General features: G+C 72.3%; 21 protein-coding genes. 9 read left to right on the top strand and 12 right to left on the bottom strand.

Annotated features, from left to right (window positions below):
* Nucleotides 1-42 precede the first annotated feature (42 nt).
* The 4 genes from AB0I42_RS06110 to AB0I42_RS06125 form a co-directional block, all read right to left on the bottom strand.
* Nucleotides 43-2,169, bottom strand: coding sequence for an MMPL family transporter (locus AB0I42_RS06110; protein WP_357534643.1), 2,127 nt, complete (start codon nt 2,167-2,169; stop codon nt 43-45).
* A gap of 98 nt (nt 2,170-2,267) precedes the next feature.
* The gene (locus AB0I42_RS06115) at nt 2,268-3,992 is read right to left on the bottom strand and encodes a class I adenylate-forming enzyme family protein (protein WP_357534644.1); all 1,725 of its coding nucleotides are present in this window, start codon (nt 3,990-3,992) and stop codon (nt 2,268-2,270) included.
* A gap of 647 nt (nt 3,993-4,639) precedes the next feature.
* A complete protein-coding gene (locus AB0I42_RS06120) occupies nt 4,640-5,092 on the bottom strand; it encodes a pyridoxamine 5'-phosphate oxidase family protein (protein WP_357534645.1) in 453 nt (150 codons plus the stop codon).
* Nucleotides 5,093-5,174: 82 nt separating this feature from the next.
* On the bottom strand, nt 5,175-5,624 hold the full coding sequence (locus tag AB0I42_RS06125) for a DUF6069 family protein (RefSeq protein WP_357534647.1): 450 nt from the start codon (nt 5,622-5,624) through the stop codon (nt 5,175-5,177).
* 238 nt (nt 5,625-5,862) lie between these two features.
* On the opposite strand from AB0I42_RS06125, the gene AB0I42_RS06130 reads away from it, so the two are divergent.
* Entirely contained in the window at nt 5,863-6,942 is a 1,080-nt protein-coding gene (locus tag AB0I42_RS06130) for a hypothetical protein (protein WP_357534649.1), read from the top strand.
* Between the two features lie 20 nt (nt 6,943-6,962).
* Here AB0I42_RS06130 and AB0I42_RS06135 read toward each other — a convergent pair whose 3' ends face one another.
* Nucleotides 6,963-7,337 (bottom strand): VOC family protein, encoded by a 375-nt coding sequence (locus AB0I42_RS06135; RefSeq protein ID WP_357534651.1) that lies wholly within the window; start codon nt 7,335-7,337, stop codon nt 6,963-6,965.
* A gap of 170 nt (nt 7,338-7,507) precedes the next feature.
* Here AB0I42_RS06135 and AB0I42_RS06140 point away from each other — a divergent pair, with 170 nt between their 5' ends.
* The 3 genes from AB0I42_RS06140 (at nt 7,508) to AB0I42_RS06150 (ending at nt 10,210) form a co-directional block, all read left to right on the top strand.
* Nucleotides 7,508-8,059 (top strand): helix-turn-helix transcriptional regulator, encoded by a 552-nt coding sequence (locus tag AB0I42_RS06140; protein ID WP_357534653.1) that lies wholly within the window; start codon nt 7,508-7,510, stop codon nt 8,057-8,059.
* A complete protein-coding gene (locus AB0I42_RS06145) occupies nt 8,056-8,451 on the top strand; it encodes a hypothetical protein (RefSeq protein ID WP_357534654.1) in 396 nt (131 codons plus the stop codon). The genes AB0I42_RS06140 and AB0I42_RS06145 overlap by 4 nt, the downstream gene beginning before the upstream one ends.
* 193 nt (nt 8,452-8,644) lie before the next feature.
* Entirely contained in the window at nt 8,645-10,210 is a 1,566-nt protein-coding gene (locus AB0I42_RS06150) for an MFS transporter (protein ID WP_357534656.1), read from the top strand.
* Nucleotides 10,211-10,380: 170 nt separating this feature from the next.
* Here the strand turns inward: AB0I42_RS06150 and AB0I42_RS06155 are convergent, their stop codons facing one another.
* On the bottom strand, nt 10,381-11,424 hold the full coding sequence (locus tag AB0I42_RS06155; protein WP_357534658.1) for an NAD-dependent epimerase/dehydratase family protein: 1,044 nt from the start codon (nt 11,422-11,424) through the stop codon (nt 10,381-10,383).
* A gap of 61 nt (nt 11,425-11,485) precedes the next feature.
* Nucleotides 11,486-12,091: a TetR/AcrR family transcriptional regulator gene (locus tag AB0I42_RS06160; protein WP_357534660.1), complete on the bottom strand. Its 606-nt coding sequence runs from the start codon at nt 12,089-12,091 to the stop codon at nt 11,486-11,488.
* Nucleotides 12,092-12,177: 86 nt separating this feature from the next.
* On the opposite strand from AB0I42_RS06160, the gene AB0I42_RS06165 reads away from it, so the two are divergent.
* Genes AB0I42_RS06165 through AB0I42_RS06175 form a run of 3 tightly spaced genes read left to right on the top strand, consistent with a single transcriptional unit; the run spans nt 12,178 to nt 14,997 of the window.
* Complete coding sequence (locus AB0I42_RS06165) at nt 12,178-12,915, top strand: DUF2306 domain-containing protein (protein WP_357534661.1); 738 nt, start codon at nt 12,178-12,180, stop codon at nt 12,913-12,915.
* Nucleotides 12,912-14,123, top strand: coding sequence for a serine hydrolase domain-containing protein (locus AB0I42_RS06170; RefSeq protein WP_357534663.1), 1,212 nt, complete (start codon nt 12,912-12,914; stop codon nt 14,121-14,123). The genes AB0I42_RS06165 and AB0I42_RS06170 overlap by 4 nt, the downstream gene beginning before the upstream one ends.
* Nucleotides 14,124-14,142: 19 nt before the next feature.
* Nucleotides 14,143-14,997: an SDR family oxidoreductase gene (locus tag AB0I42_RS06175; RefSeq protein WP_357534665.1), complete on the top strand. Its 855-nt coding sequence runs from the start codon at nt 14,143-14,145 to the stop codon at nt 14,995-14,997.
* Here the strand turns inward: AB0I42_RS06175 and AB0I42_RS06180 are convergent.
* From AB0I42_RS06180 to AB0I42_RS06195, 4 genes are all read right to left on the bottom strand, one after another.
* Nucleotides 14,967-15,500, bottom strand: coding sequence for a hypothetical protein (locus tag AB0I42_RS06180; protein ID WP_357534667.1), 534 nt, complete (start codon nt 15,498-15,500; stop codon nt 14,967-14,969). The genes AB0I42_RS06175 and AB0I42_RS06180 overlap by 31 nt on opposite strands.
* A gap of 52 nt (nt 15,501-15,552) precedes the next feature.
* Nucleotides 15,553-16,008 (bottom strand): DUF4276 family protein, encoded by a 456-nt coding sequence (locus tag AB0I42_RS06185; protein WP_357534669.1) that lies wholly within the window; start codon nt 16,006-16,008, stop codon nt 15,553-15,555.
* A gap of 142 nt (nt 16,009-16,150) precedes the next feature.
* Nucleotides 16,151-17,359 (bottom strand): AAA family ATPase, encoded by a 1,209-nt coding sequence (locus AB0I42_RS06190; RefSeq protein ID WP_357534670.1) that lies wholly within the window; start codon nt 17,357-17,359, stop codon nt 16,151-16,153.
* Between the two features lie 172 nt (nt 17,360-17,531).
* Nucleotides 17,532-18,374, bottom strand: a complete 843-nt coding sequence (locus AB0I42_RS06195; RefSeq protein WP_357534672.1) for an alpha/beta hydrolase — start codon at nt 18,372-18,374, stop codon at nt 17,532-17,534.
* 159 nt (nt 18,375-18,533) lie between these two features.
* Between AB0I42_RS06195 and AB0I42_RS06200 the strand changes: the two genes are divergently transcribed.
* Nucleotides 18,534-19,979 (top strand): MFS transporter, encoded by a 1,446-nt coding sequence (locus AB0I42_RS06200; RefSeq protein WP_357534866.1) that lies wholly within the window; start codon nt 18,534-18,536, stop codon nt 19,977-19,979.
* Nucleotides 19,980-19,984: 5 nt separating this feature from the next.
* Nucleotides 19,985-20,941, top strand: coding sequence for a cation diffusion facilitator family transporter (locus tag AB0I42_RS06205; RefSeq protein WP_357534674.1), 957 nt, complete (start codon nt 19,985-19,987; stop codon nt 20,939-20,941).
* A 198-nt stretch (nt 20,942-21,139) separates the two neighbouring features.
* Here the strand turns inward: AB0I42_RS06205 and ligA are convergent, their stop codons facing one another.
* Nucleotides 21,140-23,311, bottom strand: a complete 2,172-nt coding sequence (gene ligA, locus AB0I42_RS06210; RefSeq protein WP_357534676.1) for an NAD-dependent DNA ligase LigA — start codon at nt 23,309-23,311, stop codon at nt 21,140-21,142.
* Between the last annotated feature and the right edge of the window lie 317 nt (nt 23,312-23,628).

Consider the following 23,628-nt stretch of genomic DNA (forward strand, 5'->3'; position numbering starts at 1 on the left):
GCGCACGCGGCCGGGGCGGTCCAGGACCGCCCCGGCCGCGGGTCAGCCGTTCTCGCGGATGCCCCAGCGGCGGTAGAGCGGGCGCAGCGGTCCCGGTAGCCACCAGTTGAGGTCGCCGAGCAGCCGCATGGTCGCCGGCATCAGCAGCGCCCGGACGATGGTGGCGTCGACGATGACCGCGATCGCCAGCCCCACCCCGATGATCTTCACGACCAGCACGCTGGACGTCGCGAACGACACGATGACCACCACCAGCAGCAGGGCCGCGCTGGTGATGATCCGGCCCGAGCGTTGCAGTCCGATCGCCACCGCCTCGGTGTTGTCGCCGGTCAGGTCGTACTGCTCGCGGATCCGGGAGAGCAGGAACACCTCGTAGTCCATGGAGAGCCCGAACGCCACCGCGAAGATCAGGATCGGTTGTACGACGTCGATGTTGCCGGTGGAGGTGAACCGGAACAGGTCGGCGAGGTGACCGTCCTGGAAGATCCAGACCACCGCGCCGAACGCCGCGGTCAGGCTGAGGATGTTCATCAGGATCGCCTTGACCGGCAGGACCAGCGAGCCGAAGGCGAAGAAGAGCAGCACGAAGGTGGTGGCGATGACCAGTAGCGCCATCCAGGGCAGCCGCTCGGCGAGCATGTCCATCAGGTCGGCGAAGCCGGCGGCGTCGCCGCCGACCAGCACCGCCCCGCCCGGCGGCGGCTCGACCGCGCGGACCGCGTCGACCAGTTCCCGCCCCTCGGCGGAGATCGGCTCGACGTCGGACCGGATGGTGATCCGGGCGGTGTCACCCTCGGCGCCGGTGACGTCGGCCCGCCCGACGCCGGGCACCGCGGTCACCCGCTCCAGGTAGCCGGCGAGCTGCTGCTGTCCGGCCGGCTCGCCGACAGGTCCGGCCAGCGTGACGATCGCGTCGGTCGCGCGGGTGACACTGTCCGGAAAGGACTCCTCGAGGGCGACCTGCACCTGCCGGCTCTCGGCGCTGGCCGGCAGCACCCGGGTGTCCAGCCAGCCGTACGAGATCCGCAGGAACGGCAGGCCGAGCAGCACCAGGAGGACGACGACGCTCGTGGCCACCAGGACCGGCCGGCGCATCACGGTCCGGGCGATCCGGGCCCAGGCGCCCGCGTCGGGGTCGGGCGTGGTGGCCGTACGGCGACGGCGTTCCTTCAGCCGCGGGCCGAGCAGGGCGAGCATGGCGGCCATCGCGGTCAGCGAGAAGAAGCCGGCGAGCAGCACCGCCGCCACCCCGCCGATGGCGACCGAACGCAGGAAGACCTGGGGAAAGACGGCGAGGCTGGCCAGGGCGAGGGCGACGGTGACCGCGGAGACCACGATGGTCCGACCGGCGGTGACCATGGTGCGGCGCAGGGCCTGCGGGACCGTCTGGCCGGTGCCGAGTTCCTCCCGGAACCGGCTGACCATGAACAGGCTGTAGTCGACGGCGAGGCCGAGGCCGAGCAGGGTGACCACGTTGACGGCGAAGATCGAGATGTCGGTGAACTGGGCCAGCAGGCGCAGACCGGCCAGCGACCCGACGATCGCCAGCACGCCGACGAGCACCGGTAGCAGCGCGGCCAGCAGGTTGCGGAAGATCAGGACGAGCAGCAGGAAGAGCACGGGTACGGCGAGCGCCTCGGCGCGGATCAGGTCGGTGCGGCTCTGCGTGTTGACGTCGTCGAAGACGGCGAGCGGCCCGCCGACCGAGACGTCGAGGTCGGGGCTGGTCAACTGCTCCTTGATGGCCAGGAAGTTGGTCAGCCGGTCGTTCTCGGTCGCGCCGGCGACCTGCACCGCCGCGAACGTCGCCCGCTGGTCGGTGCCGACCAGGGTGCGCTCGCCGGTCCGCCAGTAGTCGACCACCCCTTCGACCCGGTCCGGTGGAAGCCGGTCGAGGACGGCGCGGGCCGCGTCCCGGTACGCCGGGTCGGCGACGGTCCAGCGGTCACTGCGGAACAGCACCACCACGTCGGCGTCGTTGCGGCCGAGCCGTTCCCGTTCGGTGTCGGCGGCCCGCGAGCTCTCGCTGGCGGCGTAGGTGAAGCCGCCACCGGCCAGGTCGTCGAAGGCGTTCGCTCCCCAGGCACCGGCGGCGACCAGGAAGACGGCCGAGGCACCGATCAGCCACCACCGCGCCTGGTGCGCGAGCCGACCGAGCAGGTCCAACATGGGTGTTCCCTTCGCTCGACCGCGTACGGTCGCCGGACCGGCTGTGGCGCCGGCCGCACGGGCCGGCGCCACAGTGGTGTCTCAGTGATCGGCGGTGTTCAGGTCCAGCGGCCGATGCCGATCGCCTGCGAGCCGGAGAACAGTTGCTCGCGCAGCGCCACCCGGCGGATCTTCCACGTTCCGGTACGCGGGAACTCGTCCCACCGGATCTGGATCGGATCGGCCATCGGGCCGAGGTCGGCGACGGCGCGCGCCCAGTCCTCCTTGGACAGTGGTACGTCGTCCAGGGTGCTGACCACCGGCACCGGCAGTTCCCCGGCGCGGGGCAGGACGACGACCTCGGTCGTGTATTCGATCCGGTCCAGGATCAGGTCCTCGAACTCGATCGCGCTGCCGCCGGGAATCCGGTCGATCTCCCGGTCCACGATCCGTACGGCGCCCCACTTGTTCATGATCCCGAGGTCACCGGTGTTCCACCAGTTGCCGTTGACCTTCAGGTCGTGCCGGTCCTGCTCGCCGACGTAGGCGAGGCACCGGCCCGGCTGGTCGATCTCGATCAGGCCGACCTCGCCACGCGGCACCTCCTTGCCGGTCACCGGGTCGATCGCCCGCATCTTGGCGTGGAACGGCATCGGCCAGCCGATCAACTGGGTCGGCGGCGGCCGGTGCCCCTTGCGCTTGACCACGAAGCGGAAGAACGGCCGGATCGCCAGCGCGCCGTTCTCGGTCTGGCTCCACGACTGGACCCAGATCGGGAACTTGTGCTTCGTCGCGGCCATGAACGTGCGGATGGTCCGGGTGTGGATGGCGTCGAACGAGTTGACGTACTCCCGCACGTTGCTGAACAGGCCGGCGGGGTCGCGGGCCAGCGGCTCCCAGGCGAGGTAGATGTTCGGCAGCGCCTCGACCAGGGTCGGCTTGTGTTCCAGGATCAGTTCCCGGACCCGCGGCGAGAGCGGGTCGGACAGGAAGATCACCTTGGGTCCGATCGCCGCCATCGCGAGCTGCATCGTCGCCAGCCGCTCATGCGTGTACGGGTCGCAGAACGCCACCGTGTCGGTGCGCTTGAGCGCGAACCCGGGCCACCGCTCGACCTCGAGGATCGCCAGCGAATAGATGGACTCGGCGGAGTGCATGACCAGCTTCGGGACGCCGGTGGTGCCCGAGGTGTGGGTGATGACCATCGGCTCGGAGAACTCGCGCATGCTCGGCTGCACCGGAGGCGCGTCCTTGAAGTCGTCGAGCTGTAGCACGTCCGGCCGGTCGGCGACCGGGTCGACGCTGATCGTGCGAACCGTGTCCTGCTCGGTCACCTCGGCGGTGATGCCGCACTTCTCGATGTGGTGCTGGTCGGTGAGCAGGAACGGCCGCTCCAGCCGCTTCAGCATCGGGATCATCGCCTCCGGACCGTACGATCCGGAGAACATGCACGGGATGGCGCCGATCCGGGCGATGGCGCACTCGAGGATGACGATGTCCATGTGGTTGGCCTTGAGGACCGCCACCCGGTCCCACGGCCGTACGCCGGCCTGGTGCAACCAGGCCGCGGCCCGGTCGACGAGCGCGGCCCACTCGGTGTAGGTGCGGCTCACCGGCCCGGCCGGGTCGATGTCGAGGGGACGGTCGGCGATGACGAGTTCGTCCGGGGCGGTCTTGGCCGCCACGTGCCAGGTCTCGCCAATCTTGGAGTGCTTCGGTAGCCGGGAGAAAGGACTGAGCCGGCGACGGTAGCGGGTCGGCGTGACGTGCGTAAGGAAGCGGGGTATGGGCCGCTGCGGCTCGACGCCGTCGCCGGTCGCTGCCTTCTCGGCAGATGAAGTCACGGGATCCTCCGTTCTGCGGGGGCAGAGGAATGTCGGCGGCCCGTCGGTTTTACCGGCAGCCAACTTGCCGGTAACAATATCTAGATCACCCTGTGCAGACCACGGGTGATCGCGATCTTCAAGCTTTGATCGCCGACAACCCGCGCCAATGTGGACATTTGTCTCACCGTCCGAAGTCGCCGGACGCATCCGCCCTGGCTCGTACCGCCTCGCGGCAACGTTGTCGATGGTTACCGTCGGCCTGCCGAGTGGCCCTCAAGGAGTTGGAATGCCCGGTCGCCCGAGCACACGTTGACGTCCTGGGCCGTGATCGGCCCGTCATCGCGTGCTGCCTTCGACAGTGCGGCACGGCGGGCACCCGCTGCCTGAACCGTTCATGCGCCCGTGGCGGAACGGTGGCGTCCACTCGTCCTCGGCGAGCAAAGGGGTTGCTGTGCCGTCCGCGTCCTCCGCTGCGCCCGATTCCGCGCAGGTCAGTTCGGTGCTCTTCGGGCGGTCGGGCAGGCGCCGCTGCTGCTGTCGCTGTTCGTGGGCGCGGGCGGGGTACGGCGACGGCCGCACCCCGCCCGAGGTCTTGTCAGTCGCCCGGCCGCCGTATCCGCCCTGACATCGATCACCGGGGCGGCGACGGAGGTGATCGGCGCCGGTTACCCGCGCTCGACCCTGCGCAGTCCGTGCGTGGGCGTCCACCATTCGACGATGAGCGTCGTGGCCTTGTCGTCGAGGTGGGTGTGCACGACGTCGGTGATGTCGGCGTGGAAGCGGTCGCCGTCCGCCCCGGTGCCCGACCCTGCCACGATTACGCGGCCGGAGATCTTCGCCTCGCCCGGCCACTGCGCCTCGGCGCCCTCGACCGGATCGACGGTGGCGCTGTGCAGGGCGAACCGTGGATCCCGTCGCAGGTCAGCGCCCTTGCGGGCGTTCGGCATCGAGCCGAGGACCACTTCGCCGTCCTCGAAGGCCGCCTCGATGCCGGAGATCCGTGGCGAGCCGTCGGCCCGCAGGGTGGCGATCGTCTTGTGCTTGTGTGCGTCGAAGAGCGCCCGTACGCGCCGCGCGAACTCCGGCGCCGCCTGTTCCACGTCCCGCCATGCTGTCATCCGCCCAGGGTCGCATCGAACGACCCCGCGTGGCGGTGCCACGCGGATGACGCGCCGATGTCTCCGCCGCCCGGGCGGGTGGTCATGACGCTGCGGTCAGCGGCGGGGCGGCCGGCTGTGTGAGCGAGCGGATGGCGAGCAGTCCGGCGACCGAGATCGGCGCGAGGGTCACGTGGCACAGGGCGAGCGCGATCTTGCCGGTGGTGTCGAGGTCGGACGGGAGCGTCATGGCCGGGATCGAGAGCAGCGCCAGGACCGGGGCGACGACGAGCGCGACGGGGATGACCCAGTGCCACCACCGGCTCAGGAGCACCGCGGCCGTCAGGCCCACGGCCAGCGGCACGGCGGTGAAGCCGACGAGAGTGAGCGGTTCGACGTGTGTCGACTGGCCGCCGGCGGTGAAGACATAGGTGGCGCCGGCGCCCCGGCCGATGGCGTAGATGATCAGGTTGACCACCACGGCGAGCAGGACGGTGGCGGCCACGACGCCGGGGCGGCCCAGCCGGCGGGCGAGTGCGGCGATGGTGTTCATGACTTGGCCTCCTGGATCTGGCTCTGGTGCGCGGACCGGAGCCGTCTCGGTGGGGTCGAACACGGCGGGCACCGCGGAGCCCGCCAACGAGGCGCTGCCGGCGTCGGTGGTCGGCCCTTCGGCACAAGGTCAACGATATCCGTCTTTGCCTGTGTGGGAACCGGTCGACGTACAGGATGATCGCCGTCGGTGGATGTTCATGCGGGCATATATCGACAAAGCGTTCTAGGGTCGACGTGTGTATCCCGCGCCCCCACCCGCCGGCCCGCCACCACCCGCCGGCCCGCCACCACCCGCTACGGGAGTTCCGCGCCACGACCGGACGCTCGTCGTGGTCGTCGCCGTGCTGGCCGGGGCCGCGCTGCTCGGCATCCTCGCCTGTGGCGGCGCGGCCTTCCTGCTGCGCGACCGCCTTCTCGGTGACTCCCGCGCCACGACGCTCACCGTGGAGGCGGTGACAACCGACGGCTCCGCACCCGGGCGGGCCGATCTCGAACGGACCCGCGACGTGCTCGCCGACCGGCTCGCCGCCGCCGAACTGGACCGGCCGTCGGTCGACATCGAAGGCGACCGCCTCGTGCTACGGGTGGGCGGCACCGGGCACGAGGACGACCTGCGGTCGCTCGCGGGCACCGGGGAACTGGGCTTCCGTCGCGTCCTCGGCGCGGTCGCCGACCAGGGCACGGGCCGTGCGACCCCGTCCACTCCGGACCGGGGGCCGGTGCCGGCACGAGACAAGGTCGCCGCGAAGCTCGGCCCGGCCTACCAGTTGGCCGAGACGATCACGACACCCGGTCCGCTGGACCCGGCCACCGTGCGCGGGCTGGCGCCGTTCGCCACGCTCACGCCCGCGGAGGTCGCCGCCCTGCCGCCCGACATGCGGTTCCGCGTGCCGACCGTCACCTGCGCCCAGCTGACGGCCCGGCCGGTGGGAGGCCCGGCGGCCGAGCCGACCGTCGCCTGCGACGCGGCCGATCCGCCGGTCAAATACCTGCTCGACGTCGTGAGGGTCGGCAGCTCCGATGTCGGGAACGCCGAGGCGAAGCCGAACCAGACCGGGCAGTGGATCGTCACCGTCAGCTTCACCGACGCCGGCCAGCGGCGGTGGACGGACCTGACCAGGGAGGCGTCCGGTGCGGGCAGCGACAACCAGGTGGCCGTCGTGCTCGACAACCTCGTGGTGTCGGCGCCGGCGGTCCAGGGTGTGATCACCGGCGACACCGAGATCAGCGGCCGGTTCACCAGGGACCGGGCCATGCTGCTCGCCGCGCAGATCGGCTCCGACCCGCTGCCGCTGGTGCTACGCGTCGTCGGATAGGGCCGGACCCGACGCCGGACCTATCGGCCCTGCTCCTGGACCGGACGTGACAGCAGGCAGAACTCGTTGCCTTCCGGATCGGCGAGCACGACCCAGCTCACGTCGGCCGGCTGTCCCACGTCGACGCGTCGCGCACCGAGGTTGAGCAGCCGGTCAAGCTCCTCGGCGGTGGACACGCCGTCGGCACGCAGGTCGAAGTGCAACCGGTTCTTGACCACCTTGCCCTCGGGTACGACCACCACGTCGATCATCGGCCAGGGTCGGTCGGCGGCCGCGATGGTGATCACCTCGGCATCCTCGTCGACGATCCGCCAGCCGAGCACCGAGCACCAGAAGTCGGCGATCAGTCGTGGGCGGGTCGCGTCGATGGCGATGACGGCAAGACGGCTCGGCATCAGGTCATCTTTCACCCACGCGGCGATGTGCCGGCTACCAGGGCGGCGCTCGTCGGGCCGGCCGCGCGGGAAACGGTCGGTGACACCAGCCCGGACGCCGCGCGGCCATCGCGTACGGACGCGCTATCTGGTAGATATATCTGGCAGAAAGTGGGAGGTGGGTCGTCACGATGGCACGTTCGAGCCAGACCGACATGGCAGTCCTCGGTGCCCTGAGCATCGAGCCGATGACCGGATACGCGCTGCGGGAGGCGATCCGCGACGTGCTCGGGCACTTCTGGAGCGAGAGCTTCGGTCAGATCTACCCGACCCTGGCCAGGCTGGAGCAGTTCGGCCACGTGGAGCGCGATCCGGCGACCAGGGCGTACCGGATCACGGCGGCCGGCACCCGCCACTTCCACGAGCTGCTCGCCCAGCCGATCCAGGACGTGCCCGCCCGCAACGGCCTGCTGCTGCGCCTGTTCTTCGGGCGCAGCCTCGGCATCGAGGCGTGCCGCGCGCTCCTGACGCGGTCGCGCGACGAGGCGCGGCGGCGGCTCGCCGAGTACGACGAGATCGCCGCGACCGTCGCCACCGAGTCGCAGCACACCGACGACGCCGTGTTCTGGCAGATGACGGTCTCGGCCGGCCGGCACTCGGCCCGGGCGGCCGTCGCCTGGGCCGACGAATGCCTCGCCGTGCTCGACCGGTTCCCCGCCGCCGCCCCCGGGACGGACCGGTGAGCGCCGACGCGGCGGCGATCGGCGCCGCCGCCGGGCTGATCGGGCTCGCCCTGTTCCAGTCGGCCCTGGCGGCCGGCGCGCCGCTGGGTCGGGCCGCGTTCGGCGGCGGCCACGCCGGCGTACTGCCGGGCCGGTTCCGGGTGGCGAGCGGGGTGGCGGTCGTCGTCTGGGCCTCGGCCGCGCTGATCGTGCTGCGTCGGGCCGGACTCGGCCCACCGGCGCTGCCTGCGGTGGTGGCCGCGTACGGCGTCTGGGTCCTGTTCGGACTCCTGCTGCTCGGCGCGGTGCTGAACGCGGCCTCGTCCAGCCGTTGGGAGCGCTGGTTCTGGGCGCCGTACGCGCTGGTCCTCGCCGGCCTCTGCTTCGTGGTCGCCCGCGCGGGCGGGGGCTGACGCCGGCCGTCGACCGGGCGGGGGAGTCGTGCCGGGGGTGGACGGGTGTCCGACGACCCGTTAACGTTACGAGTCGTCACGTAATAAAGATGAGAGGAGTGGCGACCATGTCGGCGTCCACCGACCAACTCGCCCCCCACCCGGCAGCGACCGACCTCCACGACCACCCGACCGCTCGACCCGGGGCCACCCGGTGAGCGGGCCGGACGGGACGGCCCGCCTCGACCGCGACGACACCGCGCCCGAACGCGCCACCGGGCGGCAGTGGGCGGGACTCGCCCTGCTGGTGCTGCCCATGCTGATGCTGTCGACCGACCTGACCGTGCTCTTCTTCGCCCTGCCGACCCTCAGCGCGGACCTCGAGCCCAGCGCCACCCAGGTGTTGTGGATCGTGCACGTCTACGGGTTCCTCATCGCGGGATTCCTGGTCACCATGGGGCGGCTCAGCGACCGGCTCGGCCCCCGGCGGCTGCTGCTGCTCGGGTCGACCGCGTTCGCCGCCCTGTCCGCCGTCGCGGCCTTCTCCGTCAGCGCCGAGATGCTGATCGCGGCCCGGGCCCTGCTCGGCATCGCCGGGGCCACCCTGATGCCCTCGCTGTTCTCGCTGCTGCGCCTCATGTTCCACGACGAGGGGCAACGCCGCCTCGCCATCGCGATCATGTTCAGCGCCTTCTCCACCGGCGGGGCGGTCGGCCCGCTCCTCGGCGGGGCGCTGCTGGAGTTCTTCTGGTGGGGGTCGGTCTTCCTCATCAACGTGCCGCCGATGCTCCTGCTGCTGGCCGCCGGCACCAGACTGCTCCCCGAACACCGGGAGCGGACCGCCGTACGGCTCGACGCGGTGAGTGTGGCGCTGTCCGTGGCCGGGATGCTCGCCGTCGTCTACGGGTTGCAGGAACTCGCCGCCGGGCAGGAGAGCGGCGCTGGACCGGTCTGGCCGGACCTGGCCGTCGTCGCGGCCGGCGTCGCCGTCCTGGCCGCCTTCGTCCGCCGGCAGCGCCGGCTGCGCGACCCGCTGTTCGACCTCGCCCTGCTCACCAACCGCCGCACGGGCACCGCACTGGCGACCCTGCTGCTCGTCGGTGTCGGCGTCGTCGGCACGTTCTACCTCTTCACCCAGTACCTGCAATGGGTCGCCGGGCTCTCGCCGTTGCAGGCCGGCCTCTGGACCCTGCCGTACATCGTGGTGAACATCGCCGGGGCGATGCTCGCGCCCGCCCTCGCCGCCCGGTTCGGCCCCCCGACCGTCGTCGCGGCCGGGCTCGCCGTCACCGCCGTCGGGGCGGCCCTGCTCGTCCTCGCCGCCGGTACGGGCACCTCGCTCGTGCCGCTCGTCGCCGCGATCTCGGTCGTCGCCCTCGGGCAGGGGGCGGCGACGGCACTGGTCAGCGACCTGATCATCGGCGGCGCTCCGGCCCGGCAGGCCGGCTCGGCGGCCGCCGCCCAGGAGGTGGGCGGCGAGTTGGGCACCGCGCTCGGGGTGGCCGCCGGCGGTGCCGTCGGCCTGCTCGTCTACCGTGCCACGCTGGCCGGCACCGGCTCGGCGCAGGTGCCGGAACCGGCCGTCCAGGCGGCCGCGTCCAGCGTCCACGAGGGATTCGCCGCCGCCGCCGAGCTTCCCGGTCTGCTCGGACCGGTACGCGACGCCGTCACCCACGGGTTGCAGGCGTACGCCGGAGTGGCCGCCGTCCTGGTCACCGTGGCGGCCGGGCTCGTCATCGCCGTCCTCGTCGGGCGCGCCGGCCGGCCCGGGCGTGACTAGCGCCCGGTCCGGCGCCGGCCCCGCCCCCCGACCGAGAAAGCCGGGGCCAACCCCACGGCATCCCGCCCGGGCGCAGCCGCTCCCGCCTCGTCGGGAGGTCCCGGCGCATCCGCGCCCACGTCGCGCGGGTCAGGGGCGTAGGGGAGCGGTGGCGAAACGGCCGGCGCGGGTCAGGAGCGTAGGGGAGCGGTGGCGAAACCGGTCAGCCCGGTGCCGGGTTCGACGGCCGCCCGGAAGCCGAGTTCGGCGGCGGCCCGCGCCGGCGAGGCGACCACGTGGCGTACGTCGCCGGCCCGGAACTCACCGGTCACCTCGGGCGGGGGACCGCCGGTCGCCCGGGCGAGCGTGGCCGCGACCGCCCCGATCGTGGTCGGCGAGCCGGAGGCGACGTTGTACGCCCGGAACCCGGGCCGGCCGGCCGCGAGCGCGGCCACGTTGGCGTTCGCCACGTCGCCGACGTGTACGAAGTCGCGGCGCTGCCCGCCGTCCTCGAAGACCCGTGGCGCCCGTCCGGCGGCGAGCGCCGACCGGAAGATCGCCGCGACCCCGCTGTACGGCGTGTCCCGCGGCATCCCCGGACCGTACACGTTGTGGTAACGCAGTGCGACGACGGTGCCGGCGCAGGCTTCGGCCCAGGCGGCGCACAGGTTTTCCTGGGCGAGTTTCGTGGCGGCGTAGACGCTGCGGGGTTCGAGCCGGTCGTCCTCGTCGACGAGGGTCGGGGTGAGCGGGGCGGCGCAGCCCGGACAGGCGGGCTCGAAGCGGCCGGCGGCGAGGTCGCCGGTACGGCGGGGCGGGGGACGCACGGGACCGTGGTCGGCGCAGGTGTACCCGCCCTCGCCGTAGACGACCATGGAACTGGCGAGCACCATTCGCCGTACCCCGGCCCGGGCCATCTGGGCGAGCAGCACGGCGGTGCCGAGGTCGTTGCAGCCGACGTACTCGGGCAGGTCGTCGAGGTCGACGCCCAGGCCGACCATGGCGGCCTGGTGCACGACGGCGCCGACGCCGGTGAGCGCGTCGCGTACGGCGTCGACGTCGCGCAGGTCGGCGGTCCGGACCGGGACACCGGCGACGGTGGCCGGCGGGGCGCCACGGTGCGCGGCCGGGTGGCCGGCGTCGAGGGCGGTGACCTCGTGGCCGGCGGCGAGCAGTGCGTCGACGACGTGGCCGCCGATGAACCCGGCGGCACCGGTCACGAGGACTCGGGTCACCTCATGACGGTAGGCCGCCGGGCCTGCCCGGGCCGGCGGATCGCCGGACCCGGCGGTGTCGTCAGTGTGCGTCCTGCTCACGCACGAAGGTGCGCAGCGTGTCCATCGCGAGCCGTCGCGGGGTGTCGTCCAGTTCGAGGTGCGCGAGCCCGCCGGCGATGACGATGCAGGACAGGCCGTGCACGGTGGCCCAGATCGTCCGGGCCAGGATCCGCGGCGGTACGTCGTCCCGCAGGGCGCCGGCGAACTGGGCGGACTCGACGACATCGACGAGCACCTGGAACGGCTTGGTGTTGGACTCCTTCACGCCGTCCGGCCCGGGACGGAACATGATGCCGAAGATGGCGGGGTTCTCGGTGGCGAAGCTCAGGTAGGCGAGGCCCATCAGCAGGAGCTGGTCGGCCGCGTTGTCCGACTCGCCGGCGGCGGTCCGCAGGGCGGTGTCGAGTTGGGCGTACCCCCCGTCGGCGACGGCCGCGAGGAGCGCGTCGCGGTCGGCGAAGTGCCGGTACGGCGCCGCGGTGCTCACGCCGAGGCGGCGGGCCAGGTTGTTGAGGCTGAAGCCGGCCTCGCCGGTCTCGACCAGCAGTTGGCGGGCGCCGTCGACCAGGGCTTCGCGCAGCGACCCGTGGTGGTACGAGGCGCGGCTCCCGGAGCTGGACGACATGTTGACGACATTAACATCAGGGCTTATGTTGATAACTCTTACATTGTAAGAGTCTCATACATGCGTTCCGCTGCCGAGGAGGCAGGATGCCCGACGCCACCCTCACCGTCCCGCCACCGACCGGCACCCCCCGCCGCCGGCCCCGGTCCCGCACCGGCTGGGCCCTGGTCACCCTCACCTCGCTCGCCGTCGCCGGGTACTCGCTGGCGCTGTACGCCCAGGGCACCCTCGAAGCGATGGCCGAAGCCGAGATCGGGCTCGCCGACAACTACGCGGCGACGCCGGGGCCGGTCCAGGCCGCCTTCTTCGCGCACGTCGTCACCGGCGCGCTCGCCCTGCTGCTCGGCCCGTGGCAGTTCTCCCACCGGCTACGCGGGCGGCACCGGCCGGTCCACCGCGGGATCGGCCGCGCCTACCTGCTGTCGGTCGCCCTGGCCAGCCTGACCGCGCTGGTCATGGCCCCGTTCAACTCCGCCGGCATGGTCGGCTTCTTCGGGTTCGGCACGCTCGCCGTGCTCTGGGCGTTCACCGCCTGGCGCGGCTACCGGGCGGTCCGGCGCCGGGATTTCGCCGAGCACGAGGCGTGGATGATCCGCAACTACGCGCTGACGTACGCCGCGCCGGCACTGCGACTGTGGCTGGCCGTCCTGATCTTCGTGCAGGTTCCCTTCGCCACGCCCGGGACCGACTTCCAGGCCCTGTTCGACAACGCCTACTACGCCGTCCCGTTCCTCTGCTGGCTGCCGAACCTCGTCGTCGCCGAGTGGCTGGTGCGGCGACGTGGACTGCCGCCGGCCGGGAATCTGGCAAGATCGGGTGGGTGAGGACATCGAGTGCCGCCGGCCTGTCGGCGGACCGGCTCGGCCGCCTGCGCCGGGTCCTGACCGGGCACGTCGAACGCGGCACCGTTCCCGGTCTGGTCGCCCTGGTGAGCCGCCGCGACGAGGTCCACGTCGAGACGATCGGCACCACCGCCGTCGCCGGCGACACCCCGATGCGCCGCGACACCATCTTCCGGATCACCTCGATGACCAAACCGGTCACCGCCGTCGCCGCCATGATCCTGGTCGAGGAGTGCGTCCTGCGGCTGGACGACCCGGTCGACCGGTGGCTGCCCGAACTCGCCGACCGGCGGGTGCTCAACCGGGTCGACGGCCCGCTCGACGACACCGGGCCGGCGAACCGGCCGATCACTCCGCGCGACCTGCTCACCATGCGGATGGGCTTCGGGCACCCGATGGTGGCCCCGCTGTCGACGCCGATCATGCGCGCCGAGGACGACGCCGGCCTGCGGACCTTCGGCCCGCCGAAACCGTCCACATCGCACCCGCCCGACGCGTGGATGCGCGAACTGGGCGCGCTGCCGTTGCTGCGCCAGCCCGGCGAGGCGTGGCTCTACGACACCTCCTACCACGTGCTCGGCGTACTGATCGCGCGTGCCTGCGGGCAGCCGCTGGAGTCCTTCCTGCGCGAGCGGATCTTCGAACCGCTCGGCATGCCCGACACCGGCTTCAGCGTGCCCGCCGACCGGCTCGACCGCTTCGCCGAGTGCTACGAGGCCGGCGCCGACGAGCTCACCCCGCACGACACGGTGGCCGACAGCCAGTGGAGCCGCTTGCCGGCGTTCCCGGACGCCGCCGGCGGCCTGGTGTCCACCGTGGACGACTATCTGGCCTTCGCGCGGATGCTGCTCGGCAACGGCCGCTACCGCCGTGGCCCGCGCATCCTCTCCCGCCCGTCGGTCGAGACCATGACCGCCAACCACCTCACCCCGGAGCAACTGGCCGGAGCCCACGCCTTCCTCGGCGACAACCGCGGCTGGGGCTTCGGCGTGTCCATGGTCACCGCCCGCGACGACATCTCCGCCGGACCCGGCCGGTACGGATGGGACGGCGGCTACGGCACCTCGTGGGCCTCGGACCCGCGTGAGGAACTCATCGGCATCGTCCTCACCCAGCGCCTCGCCACCGCCGAGCCGTCGCCCGTACACGCCGACTTCTGGACCACCGCCTACGCGGCCATCGACGACTGACCACCATGGAGTCCCACCCGTGATCGACCCAGGTGTCGCCGGACGTGTCGCGCTGGTCACCGGCTCCAACAGCCCGCTCGGCATCGGCGCGGCGATCAGCCGGGCCCTCGCCGCCCAGGGCGCGACGATCGCGCTGGCCTTCCAGCCGACACCGGCCCCCGGACCGGCCGGCGCCGACACCGACGTACCCGGCCCGGGACGCTACGCGGCCGCCACCGCGAGCGACGGCCGGACCGTCCTCGACGAGGTACGCCGAACCGGCGTACCCGCCGAGATCTTCGTCGTCGACCTGGCCGACCCGACGGCCTGTGTCGCGCTGTTCGACCGGGTCGAGGCGGCGCTCGGCCCGGTCGAGATCCTGGTCAACAACGCCGCCCACAGCGCCCCCGACACGTTCGTCCCCGACCGTGACCAGCTGTTCCACCGCGACAGCCCGGTGCTCGACGCGGCCAGCCTCGACGCCCACCTCGCGGTCAACACCCGGGCGCCGGCCCTGCTGATGGCCGAGTTCCACCGCCGCCACCTGGAACGGGCGGCGGACTGGGGGCGGATCGTCAACATCAGCACCGACGCGGCGCCGCAGTTCGCCGGCGAGGTCTCGTACGGCGCCTCCAAGTACGCCCTGGAGAGCCTGAGCCGGTCGGCCGCGCAGGAACTCGGCCCGGCGGGCATCACCGTCAACACCGTCGCCCCCGGCCCGATCCAGAGCGGCTGGATCAGCGACGACATGCGCGAACTGTGCGCCGCGAACCCGCTGCGCCGCATCGGCGAGCCGGCCGACGTCGCCGACATCGTCGTGTTCCTCGCCTCGCACCAGGCCCGCTGGGTCTCCGGCCAGCTCATCTACGCCGGCGGCGGCAAGCGGATGTACTGACGGCCGGGCCGGTTCCGGGTCCGCCGCAGGTCCCGGGCCAGATGCGACCGGTGCAGGCCGCCGCGCCGCAACCGCCGCCAGTCGGCGACCGTGTCGTGCATCAACTGCAGGTGGAAGTAGTTGACGTGCTCCAGCACGGCGAACACCGCGAACCCGAGCCCCGGCCACGACGCCCGCCCGGGGTCGGTCGCCACCGCGTAGCCGGCGAGCGCCAGCCCGGCGGCGAGCAGCGGCACGTTGACCACCCGGACGACCCGGAAGAACGCCAGACCGGGCAGCCGGCGGACGGCCCGGCGCAGCTGCCGCAGCTTGGCCGCCCAGTACGCGGTGCCCTCGGCCAGCAGCAACACGAACAGTGCGAACCCGGCCAGGTTCGCGGCCGAGCCGGGCAACCCGAGTACGCCGAACCAGATCACCGCCTGCAGCGGGATGTTCGCCGCCTCGAACACGGCCAGCGACCGCAACCGACGCTCGATCGCCGCCCGCTGGCCATGGGGATCCACTTCTCGGACGCTACCGCCCGTCAACACCCCGGTTGGTGGGAACCACCGGCCGTTACCGTCGACTGTCGCTGAGGAGCCGGGCCATGTCACGCCACAGCTTGTCGAACGACGAAGCGTGCTCCCGCGCCATCCCCAGGTCGAACTTCGCGGTCAGTGCGGCCTGGTCGACCGACGGCTTGTAGGACCTTCCGTCGGTACGACGTGCGCTCAGCCAGCCCTTGCAGTCACGTATCGTCTCGAGGTTGTCCGGCCGGCGCAGGTCCGGTCCGAGACCGCGTAGCCCCGACAGCGACGGGGCGGCGGCCAGGAACCACGCCTCGAACTCACGATTCGCCAGAACCGCGGCGATCGTCACATCCGGCCGTGCCCGGTTCGCCCGCCTGACCAGTTCCGGTCCGAGTGTCGCCGGGCAGTCGTCGTCCGCGTCGAGCAGCACCAGCACCCCGGCGGACTGGCCAACCTGCTCGACCAGGGTTTCGACGGCCCGTTCGATGCCGTCCGGTCGCACCAGGTTGCCCCGGCCGAGCCGGTACGGGGGCGGGGAGTCGATCAGACCCCGGGATCGATCTCGGCAACCAGCCGGCGGAGCAGCACCGGTAGGGCGGCGACCTCGCCCTGACCCTCGACTATGGCGGCGATCCGGACCGCTGTCACCGGTCTTCCCCGGCCCGCAGATCGACCGGGTAGCCCACGGCGGACGGCAGCATCTGGCCGCTCCGGTGCAGTTCGCTGATGCTCATCAGCCCCTTGCCGACGATGTTGTGGCCGGCCGCGTCGACCTTGCCGATGCGGGTGGCGCCGCCGACGTTGGCGACCGCCCGGATGTGGTCCAAATGGGCGTACTCACTGTCGAGCAGGTCGGAACTTTGGCTGGTGACGATGACCTGGGCACGCATCGATGCGTCGTCCAGGGCCTCGTAGAGGGCTCCCAAGCCGGCGGGGTGCAGTGCGGTCTCCGGCTCCTCGATCGCGACGAGCGTCGCCAGGCCGACGGACGCCGGAACCTGGAACAGCGCCGCCAGGACACCCGCGGCCCGCAGCGTGCCCTCCGACAGGGACTCCCGGAGGAACGTCTGCACGCCGGCATCGGAGCGAAAGCGGGCCTGCACGGTCGAGTAGCGGCCTTCGCGCCGCTCGTCGATACCGAGCGCCCCCGGCACGAGCGCCGACAGGTGCGCGTCCACTCGTTCCTTGCCGGCGGGATCCTCATGCTCGAGCGCGGCCAGGACCCGACCAAGGCGTTCGCCGGCTCGGCCGAGTTCCGTGAGGATTCTCCGGCTACCGCCCTCCTCGTCCACCGCACGCAATGCGACCGAGTCGAGGTCGTAGAACAGCATCGCCCACAGCGCGGTCTGCAACCGGAGAAACGGGCTGTCTTCCTGGGCACTCGACACCGGCAGTTGCAGTCTCGACGTCGGTTCTTTGGACGAGCCCAAGGTGACTTCGCGGTCCGGCAGGCGGATCCTCGCGGTTTCCTGTGTGACGAGCAGCGGCAATTCCTCGCGCGGGTCGGCCGCGATCTCGAAGCCGTAGGTCGCTGGAAGGGCGAGGTCACCCGCACGTCGCGGTGGGATCGTCAGATCGAGCTGAATCTGGAATGACTCGACGCTTCCACTGGTCGATCTGTGTAGCAGGGCGTCGAGGCCGCCTCGGTCGGTTATCGCGGCGGCCGGCGCCTTGTACATCACCTCCCGCACGAAGCGCAGCGCGTCGAGGAAGTTCGACTTTCCCGATGCGTTCGGGCCGAGCAGGACGGTCAGTGGTCCGAGTTCCACGTCGCAGGCCGCGATGGAGCGGTAGTTGCGGACCCGTACCCGCCGTACGAACGGTTCCGTCCGGGCCGGGACGGACCCGGTCATGGAACGTCCACCAGCCGTGCCGTGGTCACGGAAGATCTCCTCGTCGTCGCCGAACCTGCCCGGGCGCCATGCCCGTCGCCGCTGAGCAGGTCGGTGACCCGTCAGAGCAGACCGTAACGATACGGCTCGACCGGCTCACGGGCTCCAACGCGCCGATCGCGTCGGGGCCGACTCAGGTGAAGCGCTTGACGAAGGCGAGGGCGGTGTCGGCGACCTCCCGCCAGCCACGGTCGATGGTCAGCGAGTGTCCCCGGTTGGCCAGTTCGACGATCTCGGTGAGGCTGCTGTTGCGTTTCTGCTTCTTGTACGACGCGTTCGCGATCGCCCACGGCACCGTGTTGTCCCGCTCGCCGGAGATGATCAGCAGCGGCCCGCGTTCGGGATTGCGGCTGTTGACCTTCGCCTCGGTCCACGGGTTGAGGTTGGCGGTCGCCGCCTGGAACAGCGGCACCCCGGAGGCCGGCACCGCGTACGTCTCGTACAGTTCCTTCGCCTCGTCCTCGTCGACGGCGTTCGCGAACGCGTACCGGAACTGCTCGTACGTCAACGGCACCGCCCGGTTGTAGTTCGCCGGGTTGCCTAGCACCGGTGACGACGACTTCAACGCCGAGATGGGCAGCGGCAGCACCCCGCGGAACGGGGCCGGGTCGATGGCGACCGAGACCGCGGCGACGCCCCGGCCGGCGAGCAGTTGGGTCAGCAGCCCGCCGAACGAGTGCCCGACCACCGCCGGCCGGCGGGTCAGCCGCCGGACCACGTCCTCGAAGTGGTCGGCGACCTGCTTCACGGACTTGTGCGCGAACACCTCCGGGTGGGCGTTGGCCTCCTCGACGGTGTTGGGGTCGTCGGGCCAGCCGGGGGTCAGCGCCGTGTAGCCGGCCTCCTCGAACACCACCCGCCAGCGGTCCCAACTGCTCGGCAGCAGCCACAACCCGTGGACGAACACCACCGGCGTACGCCCCGACGTGTTCGCCTCTTCGATCTGCCGCTCTTCGCGATCGGTGATGGCCGCCATGGACGTCCTCCCGTGAAGCCTGGCCCCGCACGCGGCTACCGGCCCGTACCCGTAACCTACGCCGACCCGCGCGTCGGGTGGGCCGGTTTCGGCGCGGGCCGCGAGGGAAAGCGCAGCGCCGCGCACCGATCCGCGGTGCGTGGCATGCGGAAGGGCACCATGGCCGCCCCGATACCGACCGACGCCCACCCGGACCGGGCTGCCGACCGGCGGCGCTGGCGGGCCCTCTCGGTCGGTTTGGTCGCGGCGTTCATGACCCTGCTCGACGTCAGCATCGTCAACGTCGCCATCCCGTCGATGCAGGCCGCGCTCCACGCCAGCCCCAGCGACCTGCAGTGGGTGCTGTCCGGGTACGCGCTCACGTTCGGCCTGGTCCTGGTGCCCGCCGGCCGCTTCGGTGACGCCCGCGGCCGGCGCGGCGCCTTCGTCGTCGGGCTGATCGGTTTCACGGCCGCCAGCGCCGCCGCCGGCCTCGCCCAGTCGGCGACGTGGCTGGTCGTCGCCCGGCTGATCCAGGGCGTCGCCGCGGGCGTGGTGAATCCACAGGTCACCGGCCTCATCCAGGAACTGTTCCGGGGGCCGGAGCGGGGCCGTCCGTTCGGGGTGCTCGGCGCGACCATCGGCGTCTCCACCGCGATCGGACCGCTGCTCGGCGGCGGCCTGATCCATCTGGCCGGCCCGCACGAGGGCTGGCGGTGGGTGTTCTACGTCAACGTGCCGGTCGGCATAGTCGCCGCGATCCTCGGCTGGCGGCTGATCCCGACCCGGCACGGCGCCGTACCGGGATGGCGGACCCTCGACCCGGTCGGCGTGGCACTGCTCGGGGTCGGCGTGGTCGCGCTGCTGCTGCCGCTGGTGCAGGAACAGCAGTGGCGGGGGCCGGTGAAGTGGCTGCTGCTGCCGGTCGCCGCCGCCGTGCTCTTCGCGTTCGTGCGCTGGGAGATTCACCACCGTCGCGCCGGCGGGACCCCGGTCTTCGAACTGTCGCTCTTCCGGCTGCGGTCGTACACGCTGGGTACGGTGATCGCCCTGCTCTACTTCGCCGGGTTCACCGCGATCTTCTTCGTGTTCACCCTCTACCTGCAGACCGGGCTGGGCTACAGCGCGTTGCTGGCCGGCCTCGCCGTCACCCCGTTCGCCCTCGGCTCGGCGGCCGGCGCCATCGTCGGCGGCCGGCTCGTGAACCGTTACGGGCGGCCGCTGGTCGCTGTCGGGCTGCTGCTGGTGGTGCTCGGCCTGGCCGGCACCATCGTCGCGCTCCACTTCGTACCCGGCCACGACGCCGCGCTGGCGACCACCGCGCCGCTGCTCGTCGCCGGCTGCGGCAGCGGGCTGGTGATCACCCCGAACCAGACGCTGACCCTGTCGCAGGTGCCGGTCGGCAACGCCGGCAGTGCCGCCGGAATGCTCCAGACCGGGCAGCGTATCGGCTCGGCCGTCGGCATCGCCGGCGTCGGCTCGGTCTTCTTCGCCCGGCTGGCCGCCACCGGGTTCGAGTGGTCGATCGCGTTCCGCGACGCGCTGGCCGCCGCCCTGTTCTTCATGCTGGTCGCGCTTGCCGCCGCACTGGCCGACACCCTCGTCGCCCGCCGGTCCAGGAGTTAGCCGGGATGGCCCGGCCGGGGGAGGGGACGGAGAGCGCCGGTACGGTGATCCTCGCCGGCCTGGCGAATCTCGGGGTGGCGGTGGCGAAGCTGGTCGCCGGGCTGGTCTCCGGGTCGGCGGCGATGCTGTCGGAGGCGGCGCACTCGTTCGCCGACACCGTCACCGAGGTCCTGCTCTACACCGCCGTACGGCGCGGCACCCGGGGCGCGGACAGCCGGCACCCGTTCGGGCACGGCAAGGAGAGCTACGTCTGGGCGTTCCTCGCCGCGGTCTTCACCTTCGTCGGCGGCGCCGGCTTCGCCATCACCCACGGGGTGAACAGCATCCGCAGCGGCACTCCGACCAGCGACTTCACCCTCAGCTACCTGGTGCTGGTCATCGCCTTCGTCCTGGAGGCGATCTCGCTGGGCCGGGCCGCGCTCCAGGTCCGCCGGGCCGCGAAGCCGTGGGGCGTCACGATGCGCCGCTACCTGAGCCGTACGGCCGACACCGCCGTGAAGGCCGTCTTCCTCGAGGACAGCGCGGCGCTGCTCGGCCTGGTCCTCGCGGCCGCGGGGCTCGGCCTGACCCAGGCGACCGGCAACGAACTCTGGGACGGCGTGGCGTCGATCGCGATCGGGCTGCTGCTGCTGGTCGTGGCGACCATCCTGGCCCGTAGCAACATCACCCTGCTGGTCGGGCACAGCGCCCCGGGCCGGCTGCGGTCGGCGATCAGCACCGAGCTTTCCGCGATCCCGGTCGTCGACCGGGTCTCCACCCTGTTGACGATGCAGCTCGGGCCGCATGAGATCCTGGTCGCGGCGAAGATCGACTTTGCCGACGTGGCGACCGGCGCCGAGATCGAGGCCGCCGCCGACGAGGCCGAGCGGCGGCTGCTCGACGTCCACCCCAGCATCCGGTATGTCTTCCTCGACCCGACCGGATCCCGGGTCTCCCGCCGCGACACCGAAGAGGGCGGCTGACCGGCCCCTGACGCGACGGCTGCCGTCGGACGGCGGCTGCCGTCCGACGCGGCTGGAAGATCGTCTGCTGTTCCGGCAGTCGACACGCCGGACCGGGAACGCCTGGAACGCAGACGATCAACGGGTGGTACCGGTCAACGAGCAGGTGCCGCGCCGCTCGCGGCGCGGCACCTGCTCGACAGCGGGTGGTACGGCCCGTCAGGGCACGGCCAGGATCTCGGCCACGGTCGCCGCGTCGCCGGCCCGGTGGGCGGCCAGCAACTCCGCGAACCGGTCGGCCGGCATGATCCGGACGCCGAGGCTCTCGGCCTTGTCGGCCTTGGAGCCGGCACCGTCGCCGACGACGACGAGGTCGGTGCGGGCCGACACCGAGCCCGACGACTTCCCGCCGAGCAGTTCGACGGCCTCGTTGCCCTCGTTGCGGGTCAGGCCCGGCACCGACCCGGTGACCACCACCGTCATCGGCTTGCCGTCCGGCTTGCCCAGCGGCAGCACCGGCGCACCGGCGTCGGCCGTCGCGTCGCCCTCCTCGGCGGCCTCGGCCGCGCCCGGCGTCCACTCCTTCACCCCGGGCTCGGCCATGTTGACGCCGCGCTCGCGCAGCTTCGCGATCACCGGCGCCAGGTCGACGAGTTCGGCGTGGATCGTGACCGCCCGCTCCGGACCCACCCCTTCGACCTGCTGGAGGTCCTCGACGCTCGCCCCGGTCAGCGCGTCCATCGTGCCGAAGTGCCGGGCCAGCCGGCGCGACATCGACCGGCCGGTCATCCGGACGCCGAGGCCGGTGAGCACCCGCGACAGCGGCTGCGACTTCGACGCGGCGATGTTGGCGACCAGCTTGCCGGCTGACGTCTCGCCCATCCGGTCGAGCTTGACCAGCGCCTCGACGTCGAGGTCGTAGAGGTCGGCGGGGTCGGTGACCAGGTCGGCGGCCACCACCAGGTCGATGATCTTGTCGCCGAGTCCCTCGATGTCCATCGAGTCGCGGGCGGCGTAGTACGACAGCGACTCCCGCGCCCCGCACGCCCGGCCCTGGGTGCACCGCCACCGCTTCTGCGAACGGTCGATCTCGCCGCCGCAGCGCGGGCAGTGCGTCGGCGGCTCGAACGCCACCGCGTCCGCCGGCCGCTCGTCGAGCTTGGCGCCGGTGATCTCCGGGATCACGTCGCCGGCCCGCCGGACGAACACGGTGTCGCCGGGCCACACGTTGCGGCGTACGAGATCGCCGAAGTTGTGCAGCGTCGCCGAGGTGACCGTGACCCCGCCGACCTGCACCGCCTCGAGCACGGCCACCGGAGTGATCACCCCGGTCCGGCCCACCTGCACGTCGATGCGCAGCAGCTTGGTGGTGCGGGTGTCGGCCGGGAACTTGTAGGCCACCCCCCAGCGCGGCGCCCGGCTCGACGAGCCCGCCGCGTCCCGGTCGGCCGGCTGGTCGGCCTTGATCACCGCGCCGTCGACCCCGTAACCGAGGCCGCCCCGCTTGGTGTTGATCACCTCGACGGCGGCGACGATCTCGTCCACCGTGGCGCAGACCGCACCGACCGGCGACGCCGCCGTGGTCGCCACCCCGAGACTCTCCATGTGCGCCATCGCGGCCGAGTGCGCGACCGGCTCCCCGAGGTCGAGCCCGTGCACCGAGTAGGCGAGGAAGGACAGCGGAGCGTCGTACGTCCGGTCCTGGGCCCGCAGCGTGCCCGCCGCGGCGCTGCGCGGATGGGCGAACGCCGGCTCCCCGGTGCCGGTCCGCATCACCTGCGCCTTGGCGAAGTCGTCGTCGGTCATGAAGACCTCGCCCCGGACCTCCAGCGTCAGCGGCTCGCCGAGCCGCTCCGGCAGGCCGGCGGCCCGCCGGGCCTGTCCGGTCACGTCCTCGCCGGCCCGCCCGTCACCGCGGGTGGCGACCTGGGTCAGCACCCCGTCGACGTAGCGGGCGGCGATCGCCAGCCCGTCGATCTTCGGCTCGACCGTGTAGCCGCCGGCCGGCCGGCCGAGCAGCTTGTCGAGGCGGGCCGCCCACTTGCGCAGGCCCTCTTCGTCGAAGACGTTGTCGAGGCTGAGCATCGGCGAGCTGTGCACGACGTCGCCGACGACCGCCGCACCGGCCGCCACCACCTCGGTCGGCGAGTCGGTCGCCTTCCACTGCGGGAACGCCGCCTCGGTCGCGGCCACCCGGGCCATCAGCGCGTCGTACGTCGCGTCGTCCATCGCCAGGTCCGAACCGCCGTAGTAGGCGGCGGCCGCCGACCGGATCTCCTCGATCACCTCGGCGTAGCGCTCCGGGCTCTCGAACGGCTCGGCCCGGGCCGCGTCGACCACCGGGTCGACGTGGTCGACCAGCGTGCTCACGGCCTCGCCGGAACTCTCCATCGGGTGCCCCTTCTCGCCTCGCGGCCCGACCAGCGGCCGCCGTTCCGACCGGTGAGCTGTCGCACCGGCGCAAATGTCCGCATCGGCGACCGACTGGGCCCGGCGAGGTGCCGCCCGGCCCGGATCACCGAACGCCTTGGAGGCTAGCCGAGCGGTCCGACAGTTAGGCCATCGACAAGCTGGGGGTTCGCGCCGGAACAGGGCGGCCCCGACGGCCGGCGGCGCGGCGGCGCACGCCGGTGGCGGGCGGCCTGGGGCACAATGACGCCGACGACCGGGCCGGTGGGACGCCGGCCGGCGCGACGACCGCCGGGCGG

The sequence above is a fragment of the Polymorphospora sp. NPDC050346 genome, from assembly GCF_040655695.1.
Classification (GTDB): Bacteria; Actinomycetota; Actinomycetes; order Mycobacteriales; family Micromonosporaceae; genus Polymorphospora; species Polymorphospora lycopeni.